This window comes from Arthrobacter rhamnosi (assembly GCF_054510975.1).
On sequence record NZ_JBTNDN010000003.1, the window covers coordinates 371,730 to 392,759 of the forward strand.

Below are 21,030 nucleotides of genomic sequence, written 5' to 3' on the forward strand. Positions count from 1 at the left end.
CCGACCAGCTGCCAGGAACGATCTACGAAGGAGAAACGGGCGCATTATGTCTGAATCCGTGAACTTGCCCGCTCTCGGTGAAAGCGTCACCGAAGGCACCGTCACCCGCTGGCTCAAGCAGGTCGGTGACCGTGTCGAGGTCGACGAGCCCCTCCTCGAGGTCTCCACCGACAAGGTCGACACCGAGATCCCCTCGCCCATCGCGGGCGTCATCGAGGAGATCCTCGTCGCGGAGGACGAGACCGCAGAGGTCGGCGCCCCGCTCGTGCGCATCGGTGACGGCTCAGGCAGCGGCGATGCGGGCAGCGGTGATGCGGGCAGCGAGGCCCCCGCGCCGGCAGAGCCCGAGCAGCCGGCCGCGCCCGCCGAGGAAGCGCCGCAGGCCGAGGCAGCACCCGCAGCAAGCAGTGATTCCGACGCGTCCGGCGAGGGCACGGAGGTGACACTCCCCGCGTTGGGCGAGAGTGTCACCGAGGGCACCGTCACCCGCTGGCTGAAGGCCGTCGGCGACGACGTCGAGGTCGACGAGCCCCTTCTCGAGGTCTCCACGGACAAGGTCGACACCGAGATCCCCTCGCCCGTCGCGGGCAAGCTGCAGCAGATCCGCGTCAACGAGGACGAGACCGCAGAGGTCGGCGCGGTGCTCGCCGTGATCGGGTCCGGTGCAGCCGCACCGAAGAAGGTCGAAGCAGCCTCGGGTGAGCCCCTCGTCGCCGCACCGTCCGAGGAGCGCAACGACGCCCCCACGGAGAAGCCCGGCGCCGGCCAGGAAGCCGGGCGGGCCTCCGGCACCTCCGAGCCCGACGACGATGCCAGCGGCGCCCCGGCCCCGCAGCCCGCCGCTGCGGAGGAGAAGCCGTCCGCTCCTGCCGAGAAGTCCTCGACGTCGGAAGACTCCGACGCCTCCGCCTACGTCACGCCCCTCGTCCGCCGTCTGGCGAACCAGAACGACGTCGATCTCTCGACCGTCAAGGGGACCGGTGTCGGTGGCCGTATCCGCAAGCAGGACGTCCTCGAGGCCGCTGAAGCCCGGAAGGCCCAGAGCGCAGCACAGCCCGCAGCCGCGCCCCAGGCCCCGTCGGCACCCGCCGCGCCGTCGAAGCCCGCGGCTCCCGCCGTCGAGCCGTCCAAGCTCCGCGGTACGGTCGAGAAGGCTCCGCGGATCCGCCAGACCATCGCCAAGCGCATGCGCGAGTCGCTCGAGGTCTCCGCACAGCTCACCCAGGTGATCGAGGTCGACATGACCCGCGTCGCGAAGCTCCGTGCGGCATCCAAGGACACCTTCCAGGCGCAGAACGGCGCGAAGCTCACCTTCCTCCCCTTCATTTCGAAGGCCGTCACCGAGGCGCTCAAGCAGCACCCGAAGCTGAACGCCTCCTTCGACGAGGAGAAGAAGGAAGTCACCTACCACGACGCCGAGCACCTCGCGATCGCCGTCGACACCGAGAAGGGCCTGCTCGTTCCGGTCATCAAGGATGCGGGCAACCTCAACCTCGGTGGGCTCGCCAAGAAGATCGCCGACGTCGGTGCACGTACCCGCAACGGGCAGATCGGTCCGGACGAGCTCTCGGGCGGTACCTTCACGATCACGAACATCGGATCGGCCGGCGCTCTCTTCGACACCCCGATCATCAACCAGCCGCAGGTCGGCATTCTCGGAACCGGCATCATCGTGAAGCGCCCCGTGGTCATCACGGGGGTCGACGGTGACGACACCATCGCCATCCGCTCCATGATGTACCTGAGCCTCACGTACGATCACCGCCTCGTGGACGGCGCCGATGCAGGCCGCTTCCTGCAGACGCTGAAGGCACGCCTCGAAGGTGGCGCCTTCGAGGCCGACCTCGGCCTGTAGTTCGCCCCGGCTTCAGCCGGCTGCACAGGAGCCGCTTCCCGCCAGGGAGGCGGCTCCTCCGCGTCAGCCCACCTGTCGCGGCCTGGTTGAGCCCGGCCGATCCCCTACCACGTCCAGGGCGAGGGTCTCGGGCGATGGAACTACGTCCTGGGGCTCCCTAGGATGGGGTGAAGTACCGGACGCGACACCCGCGCCCGTTCTACAGCAAGGAGAACCATGGCTACCGTTCGCACAGCCCACACCGTCTGGAGCGGGGACCTCCCCTCCGGTTCAGGCCAGGTAACGCTTGATTCGTCCGGTCTCGGGACCTATGACGTCACATGGAAGGCACGCGCCGAGCAGTCCGAGGGCAAGACGAGCCCCGAGGAGCTCATCGCCGCCGCACACTCCGCCTGCTTCTCGATGGCCTTCAGCCACGCCCTGGGCGAGGAGGACAAGACCCCCGAACGCGTCGAGACGAAGGCGGAAGTCGACTTCCAGCCGGGGACGGGCATCACCGCCATCCGCCTCACGCTCGATGCCACGGTGCCGGGCCTGTCCGAGGAGGACTTCCAGCGCGTGGCGCAGGCCGCCAAGGAGGGCTGCCCCGTGTCGCAGGCCCTGGCCGCTGTCAAGGACATCTCCCTGACGGCGACGCTCCACGGCTGACCCGCCCCACTGCACGACAGGGAAGGACTCCGGACACTGTCCGGAGTCCTTCTGCATATCGCGATGCACGCCGGCCGCCCGGCAATGGGCCGCCGCGACCGCGACGGCGTCCGGGATCCAGGAGTGCCCGGTGCAGCCTGCGAGGAGCATGCCCCAGTACCCTTCGCCCGGAACAAGTGGTTCGATGGATCCATGCGCATCCTCCTCGCCGGCGCGTCCGGGACCATCGGAACAGCCCTCACCCGCCAGCTCGAGAAGAACCACGAGGTCACGCGCCTCGTCCGCAGGGTGCCGAAGGGCCCGAGGGAGGTCCGCTGGAATCCGTCGGCGGGTGAACTGGATGTCGCGGCCGTCGAGCGCGCCGACGCCGTCATCAACCTGTCCGGAGCCGGCATCGCGGGCGGTCTCTGGACCAGGAGCTACAAGGAGACGCTGTACTCCTCGAGGATCCTGGCGACCCGCACCCTGGTCCAGGCGATGCGCAGGGCCGGCAACCCGCCGGAGGTCTTCATCAGCCAGTCGGCCTCCGGCTACTACGGGGACCGGGGCGACGAGGTCCTCACGGAGGGCTCGGGGTCGGGCGGGACGCTCCTCGCCGACATCTGCCGCCGGTGGGAGGCTGAAGCGCTGCGCGCTCCCGATTCCGTCCGCGTCGTGCTGCCCCGCACGGGCATCGTGATGGCCAGGGACGGCGGGGCGCTACCGAACCTCCTGGTTCCCATCCGATTCTTCGCCGGGACGTCCCTCGGCTCCGGCCGGCAGTGGTGGCCCTGGATCAGCCTGAACGACGAGGTCCGGGCCCTCGAATTCCTCCTCACCGCGCCCCTGCGCGGTCCGGTCAACGTGAGTGCTCCGGCACCGGCCACCCTGGACACCATCACGCTGCAGCTCGGCAGGGCGTTCCATCGGCCCGTGTGGTTCCGCGTTCCAGCCGCCATCCTGACGTCGGTCGTCGGCCAGCTCGCGTACGAACTCCTGCTCGTGAGTCAGCGCATGGAGCCCCGAGCCCTGACCGGCGCCGGTTTCGCGTTCGACGAGCCCACGCCCGAGGCACTCGCCGAGTGGGTGCGCCGGACCGCCGGGTCGACCGAACGGTAGGCCGACCGGACGCGCGGCGAAACCCGATCGGCCTTCGGATCGGCACGCGTCGTGCACTCGGGCCCGGTTGCGCACCGTCTCACCCCGGAGGGGAGACGACGGAGTGGATCCGCCAGGCGGGGCCCGACTTCCACAGGATGAAGATGAGCTCCTGCTGGCCCGCAGCCATCAGCGGGTCCGGCTCGGCGTCCGCCGGAGGTGTCGACGCCGCCCTCTCCGTGTACGACGAGAGCGCCGCCGTCGCCCGGATGAGGGACACCAGCGTGCCACCGGGCGCTCCGGTGACGCCCGGGAGGCTGCCGACCGCCGGCGTCGCTTGGAGGTCGGCCTCGCCCAGCACCACGGGATCCCGGATGTCGATCGAGAGGTCCTCAAGCCTCCGGCCCGAGTCCGCGAGCGCCGTCACGGCCTTCCGGTCGGCTGACAGTGCAGGGGATCCTTCGACGTCGACGGTTGCCAGGACGGCCGTGTCCGCCGTTCGAAAGGCTGATGCCCGAAGATCCGCGAGGCTCCTGAGCGCGGTGACAGGATCACCGGTCAGCAGTGCCCCGGACGGCGGCTCGGACGGTACACCCGCTCCCCCGGACCCTTCAGTCCCCTCCTGTCCTTCCGGTCCGGGGTCGGCTCCCTCCCGGCCCGGCCCCTGCCCTGCTGACGAACCGGGGCCCGCGCTCGAACCGGGGCCCGCGCTCGAACCGGAACCGGGCAGCAGGCCGAGAGAGCCAGCGTGCGGCGCGCCGGAGCCGCCCGGTGTCACGGCGATCCCCGCGACCAGGAGCACGCCGGCTGCCAGTGCTGCCGCGACAGCACCGCGGTTCCTGCCCCTGTCGCCGGGTCGGCCTGTCCCGCGACGGGCAGAGGCGACCGCAGCCGCGCCGCGGAAGGGAACCGTGTGCCCGCGCAGGGACGGTCGGGGTGCGTCTCCCGACGTTCCCTTCGTGGTAGTTGCACGGCCCCCCATGATCCGCCTCCACCACGGCCGGCGGACGGCAGGACGCGGGCCGGCGCGCCTCGTCACCAGTTCGGGAAGCACGCTGGTGTGGACTGCCGGTACGAGGTTCACGGGGTCCGGCGCTGCACTGGACAGCAGGATGCGGGCGAAGTGGTCGGCCGTGGGCCTGCGGTCGCGGGTGGAACTCAGTGCGTCCTCGATGAGTTGCATGAGCTGCTGGGGGACCTCTGGAACGATCAGGACGAGGGGCGGCCGCTGCTCCGTCGGACCGGGAACCCTGCCCGTCAGGGCGAACCAGGACACGGCCGCGAGCGCGAAGACGTCCGCACCGGAATCGAACGGACCACGCTGCGTCGGATCGAGAAAACCCGGCGTGCCCGCAGTGGCGCCCCCGTCGGATCCGAGGAGCCGCGCCGTTCCGAAGTCTCCGAGCAGCGGCTTGCCCTCGGCCGTGAACAGGATATTTCCGGGCGTCACGTCACCATGCAGCGCTCCGGCGCCGTGGAGGTGGCTGAGCACCTGCGCAATGGGCACGAGGGCCGTCACGACTTCCGGAATGGGAAGGGGTCCCCTGCTGCTGACGAGGCCCAGCAGGGAACCACCCGGGGCGAGATCCATCAGCATGCCCGGCCCCTGATCGGTCCGGACCATGCGGTGCACCCTGAGAAGGTGTTCGTGGGAGAGCCGCTGGAGGAGCCGGAGCTCCCGGACCATGTCCTCAGCCCCGACTCCCGGCTCCGGCCGCTCCCCGTCCGCCTTCTGGAGCTGTTCCTCCGTCGACGCGACGGCAGGGGGTTCCGACGCGGATGATCCGGTGAGGGCCTGCGCGACACGACGGCCGCGCCGGACGGGTGGTGCACTTACGGGATGGTTGGATGCACCCTCGCCGGTCCGGGACGGACCCGCCACCTTGAGGGCGAACCGCCGGCCGGCGTCGTCCGTCACCAGCCAGACGGCGGAGCATCCGCCCCTGCCGAGCAGCCTTCCCACGCGCAGCCCCTGGACCACAGGCGGTGGCCCGTCCTCGGCGGAGGAACGGGACGGTAGTGGACCGGGCGGGGCATCCGGCAGGACTCCGCCCGGGCCAGTCCCCCGGTGATCCCCTGCAGGCAGTGACGGCGCGGCCTCGCTCATGCATCAGTTCTAGACCACCGGAGCAGGGCGGTCTGCGTCATCCACAGGGTTTCCCGCAACTGTTGCTGCCATTGCTTTCGTCGAACATACGTTCTATTTTTAATCCTCAGTCACCTACGAGACAGGCACCGTCATGAAGCCCCTCCCCGACACGACCGGCCCCTGGCGACCGTGCGACGAAGCGGTCGTGCTCTCTTTCGACGAGACCGGCGGCTCGCCCGAGCCCTCCTGCCTGCGCTGGCGCGGGTCGCTCTGGCGCGTCGTCGGGCGTAGCCGTCACTGGTCCACCTGGCACGCACTGCCCGTGGTGCCCCTCCACGCCGGGGAGGCGCCGACGACGCGATGCTTGAGGGCCGACTTCTGGCGGTTCCGGGCACGGGTCGATCCGGTCTCGCCCCTGGCGTGCTTCGAAGTACGGCGGGCCGACCGGGGGTGGCGCCTGGTCCGGCGCGACGCGGCGCTCGACGCCCCTGGGCAGTTCGACGCCCCTGAGCAGTACGTCCCTGAGCAGTACGTCCCTGAGCAGTACGTCCCTGAGCAGTACGGCTAGGCCCCCGGGCTGGGCGGAACCGGTGGGAAGGAACGTCGCGGACGGGACTACGATTGCTCCATGACTCTTGTGCTGTCGCGCGTCGGCCTCGCTCCGGATTACATCGGGTACACGCAGGGGTGGGAGATGCAGAAAGACCTGCATGCGAAGGTGGTCGGGGGCGCCGCGCCCAGTACGGTCCTCCTGCTCGAGCACACACCCGTGTACACCGCGGGCAAGCGCACCGAGGACCACGAGCGCCCCTTCGACGGCACGCCCGTCGTCCCCGTGGACCGCGGCGGGAAGCTCACATGGCACGGGCCCGGACAGCTGGTGGGATACCCGATCCTCGCCCTGCGGAATCCTGCACGCGTCGCGGACTACGTCTCCACCCTCGAGGAGGTCATCATCATCGCCCTCCGCCACTTCGGGATCGACGGCATCCGGATCGACGGCCGGTCCGGCGTCTGGCTGGCGGCGACGGATGACCGGCCCGCGCGGAAGATCGCCGCGATCGGCGTCCGCGTGAAGAATCGGGTCACGATGCACGGTTTCGCCGTCAACTGCAGCAACGACCTCGCGCCGTTCCAGCAGATCGTTCCCTGCGGCATCAGTGATGCCGGAGTCACGTCCATCTCCGCCGAGTGCGGCCGGACCGTGCCTCCCTCGGACGTCGTTTCGCTTATCGAGGCCGAACTGCGCAAGAATGAGGCATTGCTGGTGGCCGAGGACGACGCCGCCCAGATCGGCACCGCCGGCACTGCCGCCTCCGGCGCCACCCATGGCATCCAGCCAGAAGGAGCTTTACTGTGAGCCTTGCCCCCGAGGGCCGCCGCCTGCTGCGCATCGAGGCGCGCAATGCCGAGACGCCGGTCGAGCGCAAGCCGGACTGGATCAAGGCCAAGGTCAACATCGGACCCGAGTTCGTCGCGATGAAGAACCTGGTGAAGAAGGAGGGCCTGCACACCGTCTGCGAAGAGGCGGGGTGCCCCAACATCTTCGAGTGCTGGGAAGACCGTGAGGCCACCTTCCTCATCGGCGGCTCCGAGTGCACCCGCCGGTGCGACTTCTGCCAGATCGACACGGGCAAGCCGCAGCCGCTGGACCGCAGCGAGCCCTTCAAGGTCGCCCAGTCGGTGAAGTCCATGAACCTGCGCTACGCGACGGTCACCGGCGTCGCCCGTGACGACCTCGCCGACGAGGGTGTCTGGCTCTACGCCGAGACCATCCGGCAGATCCACAGCATGAACCCCGGCACCGGCGTCGAGATCCTGATCCCCGACTTCTCCGGGCGTCCCGAGCACATCGCCGCGATCTGCGATGCCGCCCCGGAGGTGTTCGCGCACAATGTGGAGACGGTGCCGCGCATCTTCAAGCGCATCCGTCCGGCCTTCCGCTACGAGCGCTCGCTCGACGTCATCACCCAGGGGCGGGACCGTGGCATGGTCACGAAGTCCAACCTCATCCTCGGCATGGGCGAGACGCGCGAGGAGATCTCCGAGGCCCTCCGGGACCTGCACGCCGCAGGGTGCGACCTCATCACGATCACCCAGTACCTGCGCCCCAGCGAACGGCACCTCCCCGTCGACCGCTGGGTGAAGCCCGGCGAGTTCGTCGAACTGAGCGAAGAGGCGGAGGAGATCGGCTTCCTCGGCGTCATGAGCGGCCCGCTCGTGCGCTCGTCCTACCGTGCCGGCCGCCTCTGGGCGCGCGCCATGCGGAAGAAGGGCCTCGAACTGCCCCCCGCACTCGCGCACCTCGACGAATCCGGCTCAGCTTCCCAGGAAGCGACCTCGCTCCTCGCCGGCTGACGCAGGTACTCTCGGCGGCTGCCTCCGCCCGCGGAACCCCAGCACGTCGTCGGTGAACCGGCGGTCATCCTGATCTCATCCCGTAGAATCGAACTACTATGTCGCACGCAATCGATCCTTCAGGCTCCCCCACGCCCAAACGCCGCCTTTTCTCGCGCAAGCCGAAAGCCGGGGCTGCGCCGAAGCAGGCCGGGCGGATGAAGCAGGTTGTCGAAGTCTTCAAAATGACCCGGCGCAACGATCCGAGCGCCGTCTGGTTCATGCTGCTGGCGTTCGTCGGGATCATCGCGCTCGGCCTGCTCGTCGGACTCCTGATCAACAACGTCATCACGCTGATGATCATCGCGGTCCCGCTGGCCGTGCTGGCGGCCATCTTCATTTTGTCCCGCCGGGCCGAACGCGCGGCGTTCTCCCAGATCGAGGGGAAGCCCGGCGCTGCCGGCGCCGCGCTGAGCGTCCTCCGCCGCGGGTGGATCCTGCAGGAGCAGCCGGTCGCGGTCAACCCGCGGACGCAGGACGCCGTGTTCCGGATCATCGGCCGGCCAGGTGTCGTCCTAGTGTCCGAGGGCCCCTCCACACGGGTCAAGCAGCTCCTCGACGGTGAGAAGCGCAAGATGGCGAGGATCATCCCGAACGTGCCGGTCCACGTGATCGAGACGGGCCGCGGGGACCGTCAGGTGCCCCTCTCCAAGGTCCCGAAGACCGTGCAGAAGCTGAAGAAGACGCTGACCAAGCAGGAGGTGCACGCGGTCGACAAGCGCCTGGCCGCACTGGGCACCAAGCTTCCGATCCCCAAGGGCGTGGATCCCTTCAAGGCCCGCCCCGACCGCAAGGCGATGCGCGGGCGCTGACCGCGCTGACCGCAAGAGCCCCTCCCGATGACGGGAGGGGCTCTTCGCTTCCCGGCATCGGATCCCCTGGGAGGAGAGCAGCGCTAGATACGGAACAGGCCGGTGTTCCGGGCCCGGTCATGGAGACCGCGCTGGTCGGCGTCGATGATGAAGGCCGGGATGACGAGGCAGACGAGCACACTGCGGACGATGGCCGTCAGGTAACCGGCCGGCCTGCCGTCGAGCGTCTGCACCTGCATCCGCAGGAGACGGTGCCCGATGCTGTAGCCGAAGAAACCCACGAACAGGATCTGCTCGACGAGGAAGATGTACAGCGTCGCGAAACCGTCGTAGTCGAAGAAGGCGGCGGAGATCAGCGAGCAGAGAACCCAGTCGATCAGCAGCGCACCGGCCCTGGGCGGGAAACGGGCGATGGACCCGGGCCCCGACTCGGGCCGGCCGAGTCGCTGTCCCGGCCATTGCTGATCGCCCGACGGCGGCGGGCCTTCCATCCACGACCCGATGTTCTTCCTGTTCACCACGCCCCCAGCCTACCCGCGCGCCGCGAGGGTCCGGCCCGGCCGTATTATGCCTTCGCGTTCCCGGGGCCGCTAGGGTGGGAGGCGCAGGGCACGTCATGTAACGTCCCGGAAACAAAGACGACACCAGCGAGAAACTGCCCGCTCATACAGTTGGGACGAGTCGGCGGTAGCGTACCAGCCTGCCAGAGCCCGTGATATCCCGTGCGGCGCAGGGACACGCGCTGGCGCCGGTTTTCCCCCAGCCATGCGTTAGGAGCATGAATCGATGTTTAAGAATGCGGACGAGGTCCTCAAGTTCATCGCCGACGAAGACATCAGGTTTGTCGATGTCCGGTTCACCGACCTCCCGGGAGTGCAGCAGCACTTCAACGTTCCCGCCAAGTCGGTCGACGCGGACTTCTTCGTGCACGGCCAGCTCTTCGATGGATCCTCCATCCGCGGCTTCCAGGGCATCGCGGAATCGGACATGCAGCTCATCCCGGATGTGACGACGGCGTTCATCGACCCGTTCCGGACGGAGAAGACCCTCGCGCTGAACTTCTCCATCGTCAACCCCCGCACGGGCGATCCCTACCACCGCGATCCCCGCAGCGTCGCAGAGCGCGCCGAGGCGTACCTGTCCTCCACCGGCATCGCGGACACGGCGTTCTTCGCCCCCGAGGCGGAATTCTTCATCTTCGACAACGTGCAGTACGAGTCCTCCCCGCAGGGGAGCTTCTACAAGGTCGACTCGATCGAGGCTCCCTGGAACAGCGGGCGCGAGGAAGTCGGCGGCAACCTCGGCAACAAGACCCCGTTCAAGGGCGGCTACTTCCCGGTGTCCCCCGTGGACAAGCAGGCCGACCTGCGCGACGCGATCTGCGTCGAGCTGGACAAGGCCGGCCTCGAGGTCGAGCGTTCGCACCACGAGGTCGGCGGTGCCGGCCAGGCCGAGATCAACTACAAGTTCACGACCATGACGCACGCTGCGGACGACCTGCAGAAGTTCAAGTACATCGTGAAGAACGTCTCCGACGCCTGGGGCAAGTCCGCGACCTTCATGCCGAAGCCCGTCTTCGGCGAGAACGGCTCCGGCATGCACTGCCACCAGTCTCTGTGGAGCGACGGACAGCCGCTGTTCTACGACGAGCGCGGCTACGCCGGCCTGTCGGACACCGCCCGCTGGTACATCGGCGGCCTGCTGAAGCACGCCTCCGCCGTCCTGGCCTTCACCAACCCGACGGTGAACTCCTACCGTCGCCTGGTCAAGGGCTTCGAAGCCCCGGTCAACATGGTCTACTCGCAGGGCAACCGCTCCGCCGGTATCCGTATCCCGATCACCGGATCGAACCCCAAGGCCAAGCGCATCGAGTTCCGCGCGCCGGACCCGTCGTCGAACCCGTACCTGGCCTTCGCTGCCCAGCTCATGGCGGGCCTCGACGGGATCAAGAACCGCATCGAACCCGCGGAGCCCATCGACAAGGACCTCTACGAGCTCCCTGCCGAGGAAGCCAAGGACATCCAGAAGGCTCCCGGGTCGCTCGAGGAGGCCCTGCTGGCGCTCGAGGCCGACAACGAGTTCCTGCAGGCCGGCGACGTCTTCACCCAGGACCTGATCGACACCTGGATCGAGTACAAGCGCGAGATGGAGATCAAGCCGCTCTCGCTGCGCCCGAACCCCTACGAGTTCGAGCTCTACTACGGCGTCTAGCAGCAGAACGGGTCGGAAGCGCGGGTAGCCGCCTCCGGACCGGGTGTACGCGGAGGGTTCCTCGGATGACATCCGAGGGACCCTCCGTTCGTCGTTCTGCCCCCACCCGTCGGCGAGAAGGGGTGCGGGTCCATCCCCGGTCGACGCAGGATCGGCCGAATTTCGGTCGAGGCCCGGCATGGCACGCGCCGATGTGTGACACATCGTGCAAAAGTTCTCCTGGCGTTCAAAGGGGACGCCATCATTTCGAGGGAACACATGAAGATCTCATCCGGGCTCATTGCCGTCCTGACAGCCGGACTCCTGTTCACCGGCCTTGCCGCTCCTGCGGAGGCAGGAGTCACCTATGGAACCACTTTCCGTGCAGCCGCGCGCGCCCTGCCCCTCGCGGCCGAGAACAACGCCGGCTATGACCGGGCCCGCTATTTCGGCGACTGGAAAGACGCCGACGGCGACTGCCAGAACACCCGCGCCGAAGTACTCGTCGCGGAGACCAAGGCCGCGATGACCTACACGACGACCCGTCGCTGCACGGTTGCGACCGGGCGCTGGGTGACGACGTTCGACAACAAGATCCACACCTCCGCGACCACCGTGCAGATCGACCACACGGTGCCCGTGGCCGAGGCCTGGGGATCCGGGGCGAGGAACTGGACGCAGACCCGTCGCGTGGCGTTCTACAACGACATCGGCTACGCCGGCTCCCTCGCAGCCCAGACCACTCTCCTGAACCAGCAGAAGCAGGCGAAGGGCCCGGAGGACTGGATGCCCCCGGCCAACAGGTGTGCCTACGTGGCGCGATGGGTGACGGTGAAGTCCCGGTGGGGCATGACCGTGGACTCCCGGGAGAAGGCGGCCCTGGTGCGGATCGCTGACACGTGCCCCGCCCTGCAGCTGACCATCACGAAGGCCTGACGCGGTTCCTCGCGGCGTCCCAGGAGAACCGATGACCTATCTCGACACGGCTGCCCCGCCGACCCGACCGCTCGCCGGCGCCCCCTCGACCGCCCGGAGGACGGACAGGGCGGCGCCGCGCAGGGACATCCAGGCCCTGCGAGCGCTCGCCGTCTCCTTCGTCGTGGTGAATCACGCCGCACCGGATCTGCTGCCCGGTGGGTATGTCGGCGTCGACATCTTCTTCGTCATCTCCGGCTTCCTCATCACCAAGCACCTCCTGGGTGAGCTGGAACGCACCGGGCGGATCCGCTTCGGTTCCTTCTGCGCCCGGCGTGCGGCCCGCCTCCTGCCGGCCGCCCTCGTCGTGTCCCTGGTCTCCCTCGCCACTGCCTGGATCGTGCTCCCGTTCAGCCGCTGGGCCGGTCTCGCGCAGGAGACCCTGGCGGCGAATCTCTACGTCGAGAACTGGGTCCTGGCGCTGAAATCCGTGGACTACTCCGCGCAGACCGAATCCGCGTCCACCGTCCAGCACTACTGGTCGCTGTCGGTCGAGGAGCAGTTCTACCTCGTCTGGCCCGTCCTCCTCGTCGTCACGGTCACCCTCGCCCGCCGGCAGGGGATCCGCCGCCACGCCCTGCTCGCGCTGGTCCTGGGCGCCGTGTTCCTCCTCTCCCTCCTCCTCTGCATCTCCATGACGATCGCGAACAGGAACGCCGCCTACTTCGTGACTCCGGTGCGGGCCTGGGAATTCGCGGCAGGATCGCTCATCGCGGTGCGGGCCCTGAGGAGTCCGAGCACTCTCAGGGCCCTGCCCTCCCTCGCGGGTGTGGCGCAGGTGCTGGGATACGCGCTCATCCTGCTCTCCGCCGTCGGGTTCTCGGAGCGCACGCTCTTCCCGGGCTATTTCGCTCTGATCCCGGTCGTGGGCACGGTCCTGGTCATCGCCTCCGGCCCGGCATCCCCCTACTGGTCCCCGAACGCACTCCTGGCGGCACGACCGGTGCAGTTCGTCGGGGACATCTCCTACTCGCTCTACCTGTGGCACTGGCCCCTGCTGCTCCTCGTGCCCGCGGGTCTCGGGCGGGAGCTCCAGCCGATCGACACGGCGTTCCTCCTGGTGGGGGCCCTCGTGCTCGCCTTCGCCAGCAAGAAGCTGATCGAGGACCCGGGCAGGACGTCGCTCCTGCCCCGCTTCGGTGTCCGCAGGAGCCTGGTCCTGTTGCTGTCGGTTCTGCTGACCATGGTCCTCCTCGCGACCGCCATGATGGTCGCAGCCGGAGCTGCCGGGAAGCGCCAGCAGGCGGCCCTCGAGGCGATCTCGGGCGGCCCGTGTTTCGGCGCCGGAAGCCTCTCGAACGCCGAGTGCGGGGATCCCTTCGGTCCACCGGCGGTCCCGCAGGTGGGACCGGACGAGGCGCCCTGGTTCACCGGGGAGGAGTGCACCGAAGCGAGCGACCCCATCATGGTGAGTGGCGGTGCCCGCCTGAGTACGTGTGACTTCGCGGGGGCGGACGATGCCTCGGGTGAAGCATGGCTCGTCGGCGACTCGCACGCTGAACACTGGAAGACCGCGCTCTACGGGCTGGCCCGGGAGTCCCGGTGGCACCTCCAGGAGAGCCTGGTCGGCGGGTGCCCGTACATCGGCGTGCGCCGGACGGAGTTCAACGGGAAGCCCTCGAACAGGGCGTCGCAGGACGCCTGCCTCGGCTGGAGCCAGGCGGTGTCCGACCGGATCGTCGCGGAGAAGCCGGATCTGGTCTTCGCCTCGGCATTCGGCGCGCGCGAGGTGATCGACGACGGCTCGGGACGGGACCAGGCCAGCCAGTACAGGGACGCCTTCGCCGCTCGCATCAGCACCTGGGTCGACGCCGGTGTGCGGGTCTACGTCCTGCGGGACACTCCCCTCACACTCGACACGCTCGGACCCGACTGCCTCGCGGCCAACGCCTCCTCGCCCCATACCTGCTCGCTCCCTTCGGAGGAGGCCGTCGTCGCTGATCCCCTCGCCGAGGCCGCCCTGGCGATGGACTCGCCGATGGTGAAGGTCCTCGACCTGCAGGACCAGTTCTGCCCGGACGGACGCTGCTCTTCGGTGATCGGCGGAGTGCACGTGTACTTCGATTCCAACCACGTGACCAGCACCTACATGCGGTCCCTCACGCCGGTCCTCGCGCAGCGCTTCGCCGAAGCCGACGGGTGAGCGGCGCGAGGATCACCAGGAGGGCCTAGTAGCCGTAGAAGTGCCGCTCGAAGATGGCACGGCTCCGGCGTGTCATCCGGAGGTAGTCCTCCTCGAGGTCCGATCCGCTGCCCGGGCCGTACCCGCACCACCGGGCGACGGCTTCCAGGTCCCGGCGCGGAGCCGGCAACAGGTCCGAACCCCGCCCGCTCCAGATGACGTTCGCCCCGCGGATGCGGGTGGCGAGGCTCCAGCTCCCCCGCAGCGTGGCGACGTCCTCCGCGGGGAGCAGGCCCTCCGCCTCGATCACGTCCAGTGCGGCGAGCGTGGACTGCACCCGCAGGGCGGGGACCGCGGAGGCATGCTGCAGCTGGAGCAGCTGTACGAGCCACTCGACGTCGCTGAGTGCTCCCCGCCCCAGCTTGAGGTGCCTCGAGGGGTCGGCTCCGCGCGGGAGCCGCTCCGACTCGACACGTGCCTTGATCCGCCGGATCTCTCGGACGTCCGATTCGCCGAGCTCCCGCGGGTACCGCACCGGGTCGATGAGATCGATGAATTCCGCGGCGAGCCCGTCGTCGCCCGCGAGGGGACGGGCGCGCAGGAGAGCCTGCGCCTCCCAGACGAGGGACCAGCGCCGGTAGTACTCGCGGTAGGAGCCGATGGACCGCACCATCGCCCCCTGCTTGCCCTCCGGCCGGAGGGCCGCGTCGATCTCCAGCACCCGCTCGGCCAGGACCGGCGGCCTGCAGGGCTGGGTGAGCAGGGCAGCCAGGCGGGACACCACGGCCTCGGCCTGCTTCTGCGCCGCGGCCTCGTCGGCCCCGGGGAACGGCCGGTGCACGTAGATCACGTCCGCATCCGAGCCGTAGGTGATCTCCCGGCCGCCCTGGCGTCCCATCGCCATCACGACGACATCGGTGAGCTGCTCCTCCTGCCCGAACACCTGGCTCTCCGCGACGTGCAGCGCGCCGAGGACGGCGGCACGGTCCGCGTCGGCGAGAGCCTCCCCCACCTCCGCCTGGGACAGGAGGTTGGAGCTGTCGGCGATGGCGATGCGCAGCAGCTCCCTGCGGCGGATCAGGCGGATCAGGCGGATGGCTTCACCAGGCTCCGGGTGCCGCGACATCTTCGACTGGATCTCCTGCCACTGGGCGTCGAAGGTCTCCGGGACCAGCGCCGCGTCGGAGCCGAGCCACTGTGTCGACTCGGGCGATACCTCCAGGAGGTCGGTGATGAACCGGCTGCTCGACAGGACGGCGCAGAGCCTCTCCGCGGCGGCATTGGAGTCGCGGAGCATGCCCAGGTACCAGTGGCTGTCCCCGAGGGACTCGCTGAGCCGACGGAACCCGAGCAGGCCGGCATCGGGGTCCACGCCGTCGGCGAACCAGGCCAGGAGGATGGGCAACAACTGCCTCTGCAGCATGGCGCGGCGCCGCAGGCCCCCGGTGAGTGCCTCGATGTGCCGCATGGCCCCGCGCGGGTCCTGGTAGCCGAGGGCGGCGAGGCGGGCCTGCGCGGCCTCGGCCGTGAGCTGGACGTCCTCGGGCTGCAGCGTCGCCGCGTTGTTGAGCAGGGGCCGGTAGAAGATCGACTCGTGGAGCCGCTTGACGAGCCTCCGGGTCCGCTGCCACTTGTCGACGAGGCTCTGCGCGCTCGGCCTCACCGTGACCATGCAGCCCTCGGAGGACCGGGCGAGGGCGCGCAGGGCGGAGTTGTCCTCCGGCATGAGGTGCGTGCGGCGCATCTGCGTGAGCTGGATCCGGTGCTCGAGGACCCGCAGGTAGCGGTAGGAGTCGTCGAGGTCCAGCGCGTCCGAGCGACCGATGTAGCCGCCGGAGCTGAGCGCACCGATCGCGGTCACGGTGTCCCTCACGCGGAGGGACTCGTCGAGCCTGCCGTGGACGAGCTGCAGCAGCTGGACGGTGAACTCGACGTCCCGCAGGCCTCCGGGGCCGAGCTTGAGCTGGCGTGCTTCCTCGTCGCGCGGGATGTTGTCGGTGACGCGGCGGCGCATGGCCCGCACCGCCTCGACGAACCCCTCGCGCTGCGAGGACGCCCAGACGAACGGGGCGATAGCCGCCTCGTAGCGCCGGCCGAGGTCCGGGTCCCCTGCGACGGCCCGGGCCTTGAGGAGCGCCTGGAACTCCCAGGTCCTGGCCCACCTCTCGTAGTAGGACACGTGGGACTGCAGCGTGCGTACGAGCTGCCCGTCCCTGCCCTCGGGCCTCAGGTTCGCGTCGACCTCCCACAGGGCCGGTTCCGGCCCGGGCGAGTACACCCCGCGGGACATGCCGGAGGCCAGGCCCGTCCCGATCCTGGTGAGCAGCGTGTCGTCGAGATCATCGCCTTCCACGACGTAGACGACGTCGACGTCGGAGATGTAGTTCAGCTCCCGCGCACCGCACTTCCCCATGGCGATGACGGCGAGCTTCACCCGGGCCACGACGTCGGGTCCGTACACCTCCCCCAGTTCGGCACGGGCGACGGCGAGGGAGGCCTCCAGGGCGGCGGCCGCGAGGTCCGCGAGTTCGCGGGCCACGACGGGCAGGTAGTCGACGGGCGCGCGGTGGCAGAGGTCGCGGACCGCGAGGTCCGTCAGGAGGCGCCGATAGGTCACGCGGAGCCTCTGGTACGCGTCCACGCCGAGCCTGCCGGCCACGGGGTTCGCATCGGCGGGTTCGGCGTCGACCGACCGCAGCAGCAGCGCCCGGAGGTCGTCCGGTGCCACGTCCGGGAGGGTCGCAGGACTCGGGCGGACCACATCCAGGTTCTCCGGGTGGCGCATGAGGAACTCGCCGAGCGCCTCGGACGCTCCCAGCAGCCGGAAGAGGGGGCCGCGCCGGCCCTCGTCGGAGAATGCCGCCAGCGAGGCCTTGCGGTTGACGGCGAGGAGGCGGACGAGGGACTGCAGCGCAAGGTCCGGGTTCGCGGCGGCAGCGATCCCGCCGAACAGGGCGTCGTCGTTCAGCCCCTGCAGCTCGGGCGCGTCCAGGAAGCGCCTGCTCTTCTCCAGGTCCGTGAACCCGTAACTGATCAGCTTGCGGGTAAGGCTCATGGGCCAACCCTAGCCAAGCGCCGCAGATGCACGCAGGCCTACAGGATGTTGAGATTCCTGCGGAGCTCGTACGGCGTCACCTGGATGCGGTAGTCGTGCCACTCGGCGCGCTTGTTGCGGAGGAAGTTCTCGAACACCTGCTCCCCCAGGATGTCCGCGACAAGCTCTGATTCCTCCATCACCCGGATGGCGTCGTGCAGGCTGGCCGGGAGCGGGTCGTGTCCCATCGCCCGGCGCTCCGCGGCGGTCAGGCTCCAGATGTCGTCCTCCGCGGCAGGCGGCAGCTCGTAGCCCTCCTCGATCCCCTTCAGCCCGGCACCCAGCAGCACGGAGTACGCGAGGTAGGGGTTGCTCGCGGAGTCGATACCGCGGTACTCGATGCGCGCGGACTGGCCCTTGTTGGGCTTGTAGAGCGGCACGCGGACCAGGGCCGAGCGGTTGTTGTGGCCCCAGGACAGGTAGCTCGGCGCCTCACCGCCGCCCCACAGGCGCTTGAACGAGTTGACGAACTGGTTGGTCACGGCCGTGAACTCGGGCGCGTGCCGCAGGATGCCGGCAATGAACTGGCGGGCCGTCTTCGACAGCTGGAACTCGGCGCCCGCCTCGAAGAAGGCGTTGGTGTCACCCTCGAACAGGGAGAAGTGGGTGTGCATGCCCGAGCCCGGGTGCTCGGAGAAGGGCTTGGGCATGAACGTCGCATAGCTGCCGGAGGTGAGCGCGACCTCCTTGATGATGGTCCGGAACGTCATGATGTTGTCCGCGGTCTGGAGCGCATCCGCGTACCGCAGGTCGATCTCGTTCTGCCCCGGCCCGGCCTCGTGGTGGCTGAACTCGACCGAGATGCCCACGGACTCGAGCATCGCGACCGCCGTCCTGCGGAAGTCCTGGGCCACCCCGCCCGGAACGTGGTCGAAGTAGCCGGCCGAGTCCACGGGCACGGGCTGGCCGTCGGGGCCGACGTCCGCCGACTTCAGCAGGTAGAACTCGATCTCCGGGTGCGTGTAGCAGGTGAAACCCATGTCGGCAGCCTTCGCCAGGGTCTTCTTGAGGACACCGCGCGGGTCGGCCGTGGACGGCTGGCCGTCCGGCGTCAGGATGTCGCAGAACATGCGCGACGTCTGTTCCTTGTCACCGCGCCACGGCAGGATCTGGAAGGTGGTCGGATCGGGCTGGGCCAGCATGTCCGATTCGTAGACCCGGGCGAGTCCCTCGATGGAGGATCCGTCGAATCCGAGGCCCTCCTCGAAGGCGCCTTCGACCTCGGCAGGAGCCAGCGCGACCGACTTCAGCGAGCCGACGACGTCGGTGAACCACAGACGCACGTAGCGGACGTCGCGCTCCTCGATCGTTCGCAGTACGAACTCCTGCTGCCGGTCCATGACCACCCTCATTCCTTGACTCGTCGCCCGGGCCACCCGGTCGGGGCAGCGGGCTGTCCATGCCCGACGTCGTGCACGTCCGGCTGCACCGTTCCCGCGGCGCCGATGCGCCTCGTGCGCGCGTGCGCCTGCCGTCAACACTCTACTGACCCGCGCGCTGATGAGGTGCACCCTGCCCACCCTGTTGCGGCGCGCCGGAAATACGTGGCAGACGCCACGCGCAGTGCACGGCCCACCCCGCGGAGGACCTGCCTCCGGGGGACCGCAGGCAGAGGGTCCAGTAGTCTCATGGCATGACTTCCGCGGAATTGCCAGCCCCCTACGGAGAGGGAGCAGCCACGACGACGCCGGCCCGGGAGGCGACCGCACCCGCCCCCGCAGGCACGAAGCCGGCCGGCCGGATCCGGATCCACCACCTGCAACAGGCCAAGGACCAAGGGGGGCGCTTCGCCATGCTGACGGCCTACGACCAGTACGCGGCGCAGGTCTTCGACGAGGCCGGCATCGAACTCCTCCTGGTCGGTGACTCGGCGGCCAACAACGTCCTGGGACACGCGACGACCCTGCCCATCACGCTCGACGAGATGATCCTCTTCAGCCGGGCCGTCAGCAGGGCGACGACGCGGGCCCTCGTCGTGGCCGACCTTCCCTTCGGCAGCTACGAGGTCTCACCCCAGCAGGCCGTCGAGTCCTCCGTGCGCCTGCTCAAGGAGGGGCTGGTCCACGCCGTGAAGATGGAGGGCGGCGCGGCCTACGCCGATACGGTGCGGGCCCTCGTCCGCGCGGGCATCCCGGTCATGGCCCACATCGGGTTCACTCCGCAGAGCGAGCACGCGCTCGGCGGCTACCGCGTGCAGGGTCGCGGAGAGGCGTCGCAGCGGATCATCGACGACGCCGTCGCGCTCGCCGACGCGGGGGCATTCTGCGTGCTGATGGAGATGGTGCCCGCCGAGACCGCGAACGCGGTCGACGCGGCCGTCCGCGTCCCGACGATCGGCATCGGCGCGGGCCCGGGCACGACGGGCCAGGTGCTGGTGTGGCAGGACATGGCCGGGCTGCGCGGCGGCCGGCAGGCGAGGTTCGTCAAGCAGTACGCCGACGTCCGGAGCGTCCTCTCCGAAGCGGCCCGCGCCTATGCCGACGACGTGCGTGCGGGCACGTTCCCCGGTCCCGACCACACCTTCTAGCCGTACCCTGGGCCCGTGCACCGGGCCCGTACCCCTGACCCGTACACCTGGCTCGTGCGCCTGGTGGACCTCGGGCCGGGACGATCCCTAGTCGTCGTCCTTGTCCCAGGCGTCGTTGCGCTGCTGGACCTTCTCGAGGGCCTTCTCGGCTTCGGCCCGCGTCGCGTACGGCCCGATCAGCTGGGACCAGTCCGACTGCCGGTCCTCTTCGACCTCGTGCGTGCGCACGTTGAACCAGTACTCCGTCATGGCGACCTCCTCGATCCGTGGCGTCTGGCCGTGTCATCCGGCGATCACGCGCCTTTCAGCCGGTGACCCGAGCCGCTATAGGATCAAGGGTATGCCCCAGTCCTCCCCCACCGCTCCCCTTGGGACCCTGACCCCCGGCACCCTCTCGCCCCAGCGCCCCGTTCCCCCCGGCATCCCGCGCCCCGAATACGTGGGCCGCACGGCGCCCACCCCGTTCACGGGCTCCGAGGTCAAGACGCCGGAGACCATCGAGAAGATCCGCATCGCCGGCAGGATCGCCGCCCAGGCCATCGTCGAGGTCGGGAAGCACGCGGAACCCGGCGTCACCACGGACTCCCTGGACCGCATCGGCCACGAGTTCCTCCTGGACCACGGCGCCTACCCGTCGACCCTCGGGTACCGGGGCTTCCCGAAGTCGCTGTGTTCATCGCTCAACGAGGTCATCTGCCACGGCATCCCCGACTCCACGGAGCTTCAGGACGGCGACATCCTCAACATCGACATCACCGCGTACAAGGACGGCGTGCACGGGGACACCAACTACACCTTCTGCATCGGCGACGTGGACGAGGAGTCCCGCCTCCTCGTCGAGCGCACGCAGGAGTCCCTCAACCGCGCGATCCGGGCCGTCGCGCCCGGACGGGAGATCAACGTCATAGGACGCACCATCGAGTCCTACGCGAAGCGCTTCGGTTATGGTGTTGTCCGTGACTTCACCGGGCACGGCGTCGGAGAAGCGTTCCACACGGGCCTGATCATCCCGCACTACGACGCCGCCCCCGCCTACAACCGCGTCATCGAGCCGGGGATGGTCTTCACCATCGAACCGATGCTGACGCTCGGGACCATCGACTGGACCATGTGGGCGGACGACTGGACCGTCGTCACGAAGGACCGGAAGAGGACGGCGCAGTTCGAGCACACGCTCGTCGTCACCGACCGCGGCGCGGAGATCCTGACCCTGCCCTAGCGCAGCCCCGCGGACCTGCCCGCAC

General features: G+C 69.2%; 17 protein-coding genes. 12 read left to right on the top strand and 5 right to left on the bottom strand.

The window, feature by feature from the left end; genetic code table 11:
- Nucleotides 1–46: 46 nt before the first annotated feature.
- The 3 genes from sucB to ACX80J_RS10140 all read left to right on the top strand — a co-directional run bounded on the left by sucB (nucleotide 47) and on the right by ACX80J_RS10140 (nucleotide 3,601).
- Nucleotides 47–1,855, top strand: coding sequence for a 2-oxoglutarate dehydrogenase, E2 component, dihydrolipoamide succinyltransferase (gene sucB, locus ACX80J_RS10130; RefSeq protein WP_459347664.1), 1,809 nt, complete (start codon nucleotides 47–49; stop codon nucleotides 1,853–1,855).
- 216 nt (nucleotides 1,856–2,071) lie between these two features.
- Nucleotides 2,072–2,503, top strand: coding sequence for an OsmC family protein (locus ACX80J_RS10135; RefSeq protein WP_459344698.1), 432 nt, complete (start codon nucleotides 2,072–2,074; stop codon nucleotides 2,501–2,503).
- A gap of 192 nt (nucleotides 2,504–2,695) precedes the next feature.
- Nucleotides 2,696–3,601: a TIGR01777 family oxidoreductase gene (locus ACX80J_RS10140; protein WP_459347665.1), complete on the top strand. Its 906-nt coding sequence runs from the start codon at nucleotides 2,696–2,698 to the stop codon at nucleotides 3,599–3,601.
- 79 nt (nucleotides 3,602–3,680) lie between these two features.
- On the opposite strand, the gene ACX80J_RS10145 is transcribed toward ACX80J_RS10140, so the two are convergent.
- Nucleotides 3,681–5,543 carry a serine/threonine-protein kinase gene (locus tag ACX80J_RS10145; RefSeq protein WP_459347666.1) on the bottom strand — a complete coding sequence of 621 codons (1,863 nt, stop codon included), beginning with the start codon at nucleotides 5,541–5,543 and terminating at the stop codon, nucleotides 3,681–3,683.
- A gap of 331 nt (nucleotides 5,544–5,874) precedes the next feature.
- On the opposite strand from ACX80J_RS10145, the gene ACX80J_RS10150 reads away from it, so the two are divergent.
- The 4 genes from ACX80J_RS10150 to ACX80J_RS10165 all read left to right on the top strand — a co-directional run bounded on the left by ACX80J_RS10150 (nucleotide 5,875) and on the right by ACX80J_RS10165 (nucleotide 8,878).
- Entirely contained in the window at nucleotides 5,875–6,237 is a 363-nt protein-coding gene (locus ACX80J_RS10150) for a hypothetical protein (RefSeq protein WP_459347667.1), read from the top strand.
- A gap of 60 nt (nucleotides 6,238–6,297) precedes the next feature.
- Complete coding sequence (gene lipB / locus ACX80J_RS10155; protein ID WP_459347668.1) at nucleotides 6,298–7,029, top strand: lipoyl(octanoyl) transferase LipB; 732 nt, start codon at nucleotides 6,298–6,300, stop codon at nucleotides 7,027–7,029.
- Nucleotides 7,026–8,027, top strand: a complete 1,002-nt coding sequence (lipA, locus tag ACX80J_RS10160; RefSeq protein ID WP_459347669.1) for a lipoyl synthase — start codon at nucleotides 7,026–7,028, stop codon at nucleotides 8,025–8,027. The genes lipB and lipA overlap by 4 nt, the downstream gene beginning before the upstream one ends.
- Before the next feature lie 98 nt (nucleotides 8,028–8,125).
- Nucleotides 8,126–8,878, top strand: a complete 753-nt coding sequence (locus tag ACX80J_RS10165; protein ID WP_459347670.1) for a DUF4191 domain-containing protein — start codon at nucleotides 8,126–8,128, stop codon at nucleotides 8,876–8,878.
- 83 nt (nucleotides 8,879–8,961) lie between these two features.
- Here the strand turns inward: ACX80J_RS10165 and ACX80J_RS10170 are convergent, their stop codons facing one another.
- On the bottom strand, nucleotides 8,962–9,399 hold the full coding sequence (locus ACX80J_RS10170) for an RDD family protein (protein ID WP_459344705.1): 438 nt from the start codon (nucleotides 9,397–9,399) through the stop codon (nucleotides 8,962–8,964).
- A gap of 265 nt (nucleotides 9,400–9,664) precedes the next feature.
- On the opposite strand from ACX80J_RS10170, the gene glnA (ACX80J_RS10175) reads away from it, so the two are divergent.
- The 3 genes from glnA (ACX80J_RS10175) to ACX80J_RS10185 all read left to right on the top strand — a co-directional run bounded on the left by glnA (ACX80J_RS10175) (nucleotide 9,665) and on the right by ACX80J_RS10185 (nucleotide 14,186).
- Complete coding sequence (gene glnA, locus ACX80J_RS10175; RefSeq protein WP_459347671.1) at nucleotides 9,665–11,089, top strand: type I glutamate--ammonia ligase; 1,425 nt, start codon at nucleotides 9,665–9,667, stop codon at nucleotides 11,087–11,089.
- A 258-nt stretch (nucleotides 11,090–11,347) separates the two neighbouring features.
- Nucleotides 11,348–12,004 (top strand): HNH endonuclease family protein, encoded by a 657-nt coding sequence (locus ACX80J_RS10180; RefSeq protein WP_459347672.1) that lies wholly within the window; start codon nucleotides 11,348–11,350, stop codon nucleotides 12,002–12,004.
- A 31-nt stretch (nucleotides 12,005–12,035) separates the two neighbouring features.
- Entirely contained in the window at nucleotides 12,036–14,186 is a 2,151-nt protein-coding gene (locus tag ACX80J_RS10185) for an acyltransferase family protein (RefSeq protein WP_459347673.1), read from the top strand.
- Between the two features lie 25 nt (nucleotides 14,187–14,211).
- On the opposite strand, the gene ACX80J_RS10190 is transcribed toward ACX80J_RS10185, so the two are convergent.
- Together ACX80J_RS10190 and glnA (ACX80J_RS10195) are read right to left on the bottom strand one after the other, a co-directional pair.
- A complete protein-coding gene (locus ACX80J_RS10190; RefSeq protein WP_459347674.1) occupies nucleotides 14,212–17,220 on the bottom strand; it encodes a bifunctional [glutamine synthetase] adenylyltransferase/[glutamine synthetase]-adenylyl-L-tyrosine phosphorylase in 3,009 nt (1,002 codons plus the stop codon).
- 38 nt (nucleotides 17,221–17,258) lie between these two features.
- Nucleotides 17,259–18,599 carry a type I glutamate--ammonia ligase gene (gene glnA / locus ACX80J_RS10195; protein ID WP_459344709.1) on the bottom strand — a complete coding sequence of 447 codons (1,341 nt, stop codon included), beginning with the start codon at nucleotides 18,597–18,599 and terminating at the stop codon, nucleotides 17,259–17,261.
- Nucleotides 18,600–18,892: 293 nt separating this feature from the next.
- Here glnA (ACX80J_RS10195) and panB point away from each other — a divergent pair, with 293 nt between their 5' ends.
- A complete protein-coding gene (gene panB, locus ACX80J_RS10200) occupies nucleotides 18,893–19,786 on the top strand; it encodes a 3-methyl-2-oxobutanoate hydroxymethyltransferase (protein WP_459347675.1) in 894 nt (297 codons plus the stop codon).
- Between the two features lie 87 nt (nucleotides 19,787–19,873).
- Here the strand turns inward: panB and ACX80J_RS10205 are convergent, their stop codons facing one another.
- Nucleotides 19,874–20,035 (bottom strand): SPOR domain-containing protein, encoded by a 162-nt coding sequence (locus ACX80J_RS10205; protein ID WP_140395032.1) that lies wholly within the window; start codon nucleotides 20,033–20,035, stop codon nucleotides 19,874–19,876.
- Between the two features lie 91 nt (nucleotides 20,036–20,126).
- Here ACX80J_RS10205 and map point away from each other — a divergent pair, with 91 nt between their 5' ends.
- On the top strand, nucleotides 20,127–21,005 hold the full coding sequence (map, locus tag ACX80J_RS10210) for a type I methionyl aminopeptidase (protein WP_459347676.1): 879 nt from the start codon (nucleotides 20,127–20,129) through the stop codon (nucleotides 21,003–21,005).
- Nucleotides 21,006–21,030: the final 25 nt, after the last annotated feature.